The 4,715-nt window shown below is 63.3% G+C and carries 4 protein-coding genes; 1 reads left to right on the forward strand and 3 read right to left on the reverse strand.

Annotated elements, in window-relative coordinates; genetic code table 11:
• The coding region (locus EN935_RS22840) for an NAD(P)-dependent oxidoreductase (RefSeq protein WP_164771273.1) at nucleotides 1-675 on the forward strand (675 nt) is incomplete at its 5' end.
• A 4-nt stretch (nucleotides 676-679) separates the two neighbouring features.
• Here EN935_RS22840 and EN935_RS22845 read toward each other — a convergent pair.
• From EN935_RS22845 to EN935_RS22855, 3 genes are all read right to left on the reverse strand, one after another.
• A complete protein-coding gene (locus EN935_RS22845; protein ID WP_127264597.1) occupies nucleotides 680-1,363 on the reverse strand; it encodes a class I SAM-dependent methyltransferase in 684 nt (227 codons plus the stop codon).
• Complete coding sequence (locus EN935_RS22850; RefSeq protein ID WP_127264598.1) at nucleotides 1,360-2,658, reverse strand: DUF3419 family protein; 1,299 nt, start codon at nucleotides 2,656-2,658, stop codon at nucleotides 1,360-1,362. The genes EN935_RS22845 and EN935_RS22850 overlap by 4 nt, the downstream gene beginning before the upstream one ends.
• A 31-nt stretch (nucleotides 2,659-2,689) precedes the next feature.
• Nucleotides 2,690-4,715 (reverse strand): hydantoinase B/oxoprolinase family protein (locus EN935_RS22855; protein ID WP_206534552.1); only part of this gene is annotated, 2,026 nt, incomplete at its 5' end.

Raw genomic sequence — 4,715 nt, forward strand, 5'->3', positions numbered from 1 at the left:
GTGGACATGACCACCAGCAGCCCGAAGCTGATGCGTGCCTTGGCCGCCGAATTTCAGGCCAAGGGAGGCGGTCCGGTCGACGCACCGGTTACCGGATCGGTGGATGCCGCAATCCGCGGCGACATGCCGATGTTCGTCGGCGGTACCGATGCCGATGTCGAGGCGGTGCGGCCGGTTATCGAAGCCATGGGCGAACTGCGGCGTGTCGGGCCGTATGGTAACGGCTACGTGGCAAAGCTGGTCAACAACCAGCTTTGGAAAATCCATGCCGCTGCCATCGGGGAGGCAATGGTGACCGCCAAGCTGGCAGGACTGGAACCGGAGGTCTGGTGGCGGGTCATGAAAGGCGGTGCGGCTGACAGTTTTGTGCTCCAGCATGATGTGCCGTCGATCTTCGCCGGCCACTACGATCCATCGTTTCCGATCGCGCTCTGCCTCAAAGACCTTGGCCTGATCGAGGAGTTGATGACCGAGACCGGCACGCGCAATGAACTCACCCGTGCGACCCATGACCGGTTCAAACTGGCCGGCGAGCGCTACGGTCTCAGCGCCGGGGAAATGACCGTCTGCAAAGTCATTGAGGATGACGCCAACGTCGCGTTACGTGTGGCGGGAGACTGGCTGGCGCCGTGGGATGTCGTGCACGCGGCGGACGGCAAAACCGGTGTTCGATGACCGTTTACCTTTGCCTGCCGATCACTGCCAGCCAGGCATAACCGCGATAAAGCGTGCGGAAACGGAAGCTTGCGCCGGTTCGCCGAGATTCCGATTCCAGGACCTCGCGCAGCGATTCACGCGGCGCGACGTGGAACTTTTTCAGCCAGCCGCGCAGCAAGGTCCGGAACCAGCCCGGCAAGCCTTCCTGCTGGCCGAAATCGACGATGTGCAGCGAACCGCTCGGCGACAGGGCGGCAAGGGCCGCCGCCACGGTCTTTTCCCAGCCGGGGATCATAGACAGCGAGTAGGACACGAAGACACGATCGAAGCGTTCGACACCAAAGAGTGCCTTAGCATCAAAGTCGGTGGCGTCACCCCTAGCCAACAGGACGCGGCCGGACAGGCCTTCGCGTGCAATCGCGGCGCCGGCCGTCTCCAGCATTTCAGCCGAGATGTCGAGGCCGAAATAACGCGCGTCAGGATAGCGACGCGCGGCCAGGATCACGTTGCGGCCGGTGCCGCAGCCGAGTTCCAGCACGGTGCCGCCGGCCGGGACGTCGAGCCCTGATATCAGCCGGTCGCGGCCGAGCAGGTAGTATTTGCGGGTCAGGTCGTAGATATGACGCTGCCAGCGGTAGACGCCGTCCATCAGTTCGGCATGGCTGGCCTTGAATTCGGGGCTGGCCGGCAGCTCGGTGGTGCTCATGCCGCGCGCTTCACATAGAGGTGGAAGCCGCCATAGATGGCCGAGCGGTCGCGGGCCGAAAACTCCCGTGAAGCCTCGTCCTGATAGTCCCACTGGTCGAGCAGCGAGCTGGAGACGCGGCCCGGCAACAGGCTGGGCTCGGCGGCGGTGCGGAAGATGACGCGGGCGCCGGCGGGCGCCGTACGGGTGATTTCCGCCCACAATGCGTTGAGCTGGTCATCGGTCATCCAGTCCTGCGCATCGAGCAGGACGAAACGGTCGACCGCGCCGGCGTCCTTGCCGGCGAGGAATTCGATCAGATTGGCGTGGTGGATGGCGACGCGGTCGACATTGCCGCGGATGGTCTCGTAATGCTGTTTTTCGAGATAGGCGGGCAGGGCGGCCTCGCCGGGATCCGGATAGCGCCGGGCGAAGGCCTGCCAAGCGAAATAGTTGTTCTCCAACGGAAAATCGCAAGCAAGCTTTTCCAGCCGGGCTTTCAGCACACTGGCCATGGTGCCGTCACCGGAGGTGATCAGCGAATCGTATTGCGCCGGCGGAATGCCGAGGCCGAACAGCGAAGCCTTGCGCGATGTCGCCCATTTCAGCAGCTTCTTGTCGAAGACCGGCGCCAGCTCCTCATAGAAGAAGCGGCGCTGCTCGCCGACGTTGCGAGCCTGCATGATGCCGGCAGGGTCGACGCCGAAGAACTTTGCCGTGCGATGGCCCATGGCGATGAACAGGCCAAGCAGGCCGGTCTGGTAGAAATTGCTGTCGAAGACGGCGATGCGCCGGCGACCCCGCCAGTTGCGCCGCTCCCAATAGTGGCGGCTGACCGGATCGAGATGCGGCGCGATGAAACGGTCGTAGGCTGCCGAATTGTGGCTGGTGTCGGCGGCGCCGAAGAAGCGGAACAGATCGCCCTGCGAAGGCAAGTGGCGCACGGCCTCCAGCTTCATGCGGTTCAGCGCGATGTGCGCGGCGTTGAGGTCGACGGCGTCGACCCGTGCCGGCGAACGGGTGAGGTAGGCCAGGATGTTGCAGCCGCCCGAGGCGATGGTGACGACGCGGTGGCCCTGGCCAAGCTGCATCGCCTCCATGTCGACGTCGGGGTCTTCCCAGATCTGTGGATAGACGAGGCCGGAAAACACGAAGGCGAACAGCCGCTCGGAAATGCCGGCCTTCGACAGCGGGCGGTTCTGGTAGACGGCCTTTCCAACTTCCTTGCCGCGGCGAAAAACCAGATCTGCGGAGACGTCCGTCATGGCAAGATGATTCCCCATTTGCTTTGCCGCAAGCGGGTAGCGCAGGGTCATGACAGGCCGGTGACAGCCTGTTGACGCCTCCTTACAGCCTTCCAAATCCGCCCGGCGTCGGTGTCGTCAGGATGACGGCATCGCCGGCCTGCAGCACGGTCTGGTCGCAGGCTTTCAGCAGGTCGATCGTGCCGTCCTTGCGGCGGACCTTGGTCGAGCCAACCTCGCCATCACCGCCGCCATCCAGCCCTTGCGGCGGCCGGTTGCGATGCGAGGACAGGATCGCGCATTCCATCTTTTCGAGGAAGCGGATGGTGCGCCTGGTGCCGTCGCCGGCGCTCCATCTGCCCTTGCCGCCGGAGCCTTCGCGGATGTGGAAATCCTCGAGCATTACGGGAAAGCGCAGTTCCAATACTTCGGGATCGGTGAGGCGCGAATTGGTCATGTGGGTGTGGACGCCGGAGGTGCCGGCAAAGCCGCGGCCGGAGTTCATCTGGCCGGCGGGTGAACCGGAGCAGATCGTTTCGTAGTACTGGTAGATCTTGTTGCCGAAGGTCAGGTTGTTCATCGTGCCTTGCGCGTTGGCCATGGCGCCCATGGCGCCGAACAGCGCGTTGGTGACATGCTGCGAGGTCTCGACATTGCCGGCAACGACGGCGGCGGGGTAGGCGGGTTTCAGCATGCAGCCATCGGGAATGATGATGTTGATGGGTCTGAGGCACCCGGCATTCATCGGTATCATGTCCTCGACCATGACGCGGAAGGCATAGAGCACGGCGGCGCGGGCGACGGGTTCCGGCGCGTTGAAATTGTTCTTCATGACCGGTGATGTGCCGGTGAAGTCGACGGTCGCCTCGCGTTTTTGCCGGTCGACCGTGATTTTCACCTTGATGACCTGGCCGGTGTCGGTCGGGTATTCGTACTGCGAACTATCGGGCAGCCGCTCCAGCACGCGGCGCACGCTTTCGGCGGCATTGTCCTGGACATGGCCCATATAGGCCTCGACGACATCAAGGCCGAAATGCGTGACCATCTTACGCAATTCCGCGACGCCCTTCTCGTTGGCGGCGATCTGCGCCTTGAGGTCGGCGATGTTCTGGTGCGGGTTGCGGGCCGGGTATCGGTGATCGGTGAGCAGCGTTTCCAGCTCCTTCTCGCGGAATTTTCCACGATCGACGATGCGGAAATTGTCGAACAGCACGCCTTCCTCGTCGACCGTGGTGGCAAGCGGCGTCATCGAGCCGGGTGCCGTGCCGCCGATATCGGCATGATGGCCGCGCGAGGCGGCCCAGAAGAGGATGTGCTGCTTGATATCGTCGAAAACCGGCGTCACCACGGTGATGTCGGGCAGATGCGTGCCGCCATTGTAGGGCGCGTTGAGGGCAAAGACGTCGCCGGGGTGGATGTCGCCGGAATTCAGCCGGATGATGGTTTCGACCGAACGGTCCATGGAGCCCAGATGCACCGGCATATGCGGCGCGTTGGCGACCAGCGCGCCGGTGCGGTCGAAGACGGCGCAGGAGAAATCCAGTCTTTCCTTGATGTTGACGGAATAGGCGGTGTTCTGCAGCGTCACGCCCATCTGCTCGGCGATCGACATGAACAAATTGTTGAAGACCTCCAGCATGACCGGGTCGGCCTCGGTGCCGAGCGCTGCCTGCCGGCGCTTTTTCTCGACGCGGCGCAGGAGCACATGGTTCCTGGCGGTGATTTCGGCCTGCCAGCCCGGCTCGATGGCAATTGTCTGGTTCGGCTCGATGATCAAGGCAGGACCCGCTACCCTGTTTCCCGGCTTCAGCGCCTCGCGGCGGAAGATGCCGGAAGCGCGCCATTCACCCTCGGTGAAGATTTCGCGGGTCTGCGAAGAACTTACGGCAAGGTCTTCGGTTTGCGATTCAGTTTCGTCGCGGCCGGTGCCGCCGGTGTCGGTGCCTTCGACGCCGACGGTCTCGACGATCATCGGCTTGTCGTCATAGACGAAACCGAACTGCGCCTTGTGGGCGATTTCGAAATCGCGCTTGGCCTGGAAAATCGAGTCCGCCTCGAAATTCACCGGCAGCGTCGTGTCGGTGCCGTCATAGCGAATGTGCAGCACCGGCTTGGCGGCGACCGTATCC

The sequence above is a fragment of the Mesorhizobium sp. M7D.F.Ca.US.004.03.1.1 genome, assembly GCF_003998635.1.
In the GTDB taxonomy this organism is placed as follows: domain Bacteria; phylum Pseudomonadota; class Alphaproteobacteria; order Rhizobiales; family Rhizobiaceae; genus Mesorhizobium; species Mesorhizobium loti.